Below are 2,345 nucleotides of genomic sequence, written 5' to 3'. Positions count from 1 at the left end.
ATCCCGCCGAGCCGGCCCAGCGGCCGCTTGTCCATGGCGCCGACGCGCCGCTCCAGCCCGGCGAGCTGCTTCTCCAGCCGCCCGACCTGCTCGGTCAGCTCCTCGTTGCGCTCCTTCAGCTCGCCGATGCGGCGCGCGGCGGCGTCCTGCCGCTTGCGGACGTTCTCGGCCCGCTCGTGCAGCCAGGCGACGCGGTAGCGGTTGGCGCCGTCGTCGGAGCCGTCCCACACCCGCATCGAGGGCGGCAGGTCGAGGGCGGCCATGCGCTCCTCGAAGGCGGCGCCGCGGTCGCCGTGGGTGTACGTGTCCTGGAGCCCGTTGCGGTCGAGGAAGCGCGCGAAGCGGTCCCAGCGCTCCTGGTGGCCGTTCTGCAGCCCGCCGAAGTCGGCCTTCTCGTAGAGCTGCGCCGGGTCCAGGTCGGCGGGCTGGTCGGCCAGCATCTCGTACGGGATGCCGAAGTAGCGGCAGAGTTCGAGGGTGCGCGAGTCGTGGCAGAGCACGACGGCGGGGGTGCCGGCGAGCAGCGCGGTGATGTTGCCGTGGATGCGGGTGCCGAACGCGAAGTCGTGCTCGCGCAGTTCGGCCATCCAGCGGTACGGGTCGGTGGGCAGCCGCATCTTGTCGTCGCGCAGCAGGCCGTGCGCGGCCTGGTTCGGCAACTCGGCCGCCTGGCCCTTCTCGGCGGTGGTGTCGCCCCAGAGCAGCAGTTCGGCGTCGGTGAGGTTCTGGGCGTAGTACGTGAGGTCGGCGAAGCGCTCGTACGTGCGCTGCGCGATCTCCGCGATCGGCCCGACCTTCGGGGCGCCCGGGGAGATGTTGATCGCGATCCGGGAGGCGTCGGTGATGCCGCCCTCGGGCAGGCGGATCTCGGGGAAGGTGTCGCCGTGGAGGAACATCGACGGGCAGCCGATGATGTCGACCTCCTTGCCCTTGTAGCCGAGTTCCTTCAGGTAGTCGGCGGTCAGCTCGCCGCGTACGCCCACGGACGCGGACCGCTTGAGCACCGCCTTCATGAACCGCTTGACCGCCGGCTCGATGGCCTTCAGCCGCTCGGTGTCGTAGTCCGTGCCCGCCTGGGCGCCGACGCCGATGACGACGACGGGGATCTTCAACTGCTCGATGAGCCTGCTGAGCCGGTTGAGCGAGGGCTCGAACGACGGGCGGAAGGCGTTGGCGAGCGGCACGACGAAGGCGTCGTACTGCTCGTTGATCTGGGCCGCGCGCTCCTTGGAGGAGTCCGTCCTGAGGCCGTTGGAGGTGACTTCGGTGGCGCCGGGAACCTGGAGCAGTTTGTGCGTGGCGTCGCTGAACACCAGGTTCCCGGCGTTGGTGCCGATGAGGTCCTGCTGGATGACCTCGGTCCGCGTCGGGACGTAGAACGGGCTCTTACCCGAGCGGACAAGGAGGTGCTTCATGGTGGGGGTCGTTCCGTTCCTGTGGGGGCTGCTGCGGTGGTGGTACGGGCGTGCTTCAGAGTGCGGGACGGCCCATGGCGCGGAAGGTCCAGCCCGCGGCGCGCCAGGGCGCCGGGTCCAGGGTGTTGCGGCCGTCGATGAGGTGCGCGGTGGCTGCGGCGCGGGCGAGCCGGCGCGGGTCGAGGTTGCGGAACTCGCTCCATTCCGTGAGGTGCAGGACGACGTCCGCGCCGGTGACCGCGTCCTCGGCGGAGGCGGCGTAGCGCAGCGTCGGGAACTCCCGGCGGGCGTTCTCCGTGCCCTTGGGGTCGTAGACGGTGACCTGGCCGCCCTGGAGGTGGATCTGCCCGGCGACGTTGAGCGCGGGGGAGTCGCGCACGTCGTCGGAGTCGGGCTTGAAGGTCGCGCCCAGGACGGCGATCCGGCGGCCCAGGAAGGTCTCGCCGCAGGCTTCGCGGGCGAGTTCGACCATGTGGGCGCGGCGGCGCATGTTGATCGAGTCGACCTCGCGGAGGAACGTCAGCGCCTGGTCGACGCCGAGTTCGCCGGCGCGGGCCATGAACGCGCGGATGTCCTTGGGCAGGCAGCCGCCGCCGAAGCCGACGCCGGCGCGCAGGAACTTCTTCCCGATCCGGTCGTCGTAGCCGATGGCCTCGGCCAGCTTCACGACGTCACCGCCGGCCGCCTCGCAGATCTCCGCCATGGCGTTGATGAACGAGATCTTCGTGGCCAGGAAGGCGTTGGCGGAGGTCTTCACCAGCTCCGCGGTCGGGTAGTCGGCGACCACGAAGGGGGTGCCGTCGCCGAGCGGGCCCGCGTACACCTCCCGCAGCAGTTCCTCCGCGCGCTCGCTCGCCACGCCGACGACGACGCGGTCGGGGCGCAGGGTGTCCTCGACGGCGAAGCCCTCGCGCAGGAACTCGGGGTTCC

At 71.0% G+C, this 2,345-nt stretch carries 2 protein-coding genes; both read right to left on the bottom strand.

Annotated features, from left to right (window positions below):
* The coding region (locus tag H5J30_RS27875) for a polysaccharide pyruvyl transferase family protein (protein WP_181790067.1) at positions 1-1,415 on the bottom strand (1,415 nt) is incomplete at its 3' end.
* Between the two features lie 55 nt (positions 1,416-1,470).
* A partial coding sequence (locus H5J30_RS27870; protein ID WP_181790066.1) for a UDP-glucose dehydrogenase family protein occupies positions 1,471-2,345 on the bottom strand: 875 nt, incomplete at its 5' end.

The sequence above is a fragment of the Streptomyces phytophilus genome (assembly GCF_013870535.1).
Classification (GTDB): Bacteria; Actinomycetota; Actinomycetes; order Streptomycetales; family Streptomycetaceae; genus Streptomyces; species Streptomyces phytophilus.
This window is presented reverse-complemented; position numbering and strand designations above follow the sequence as displayed.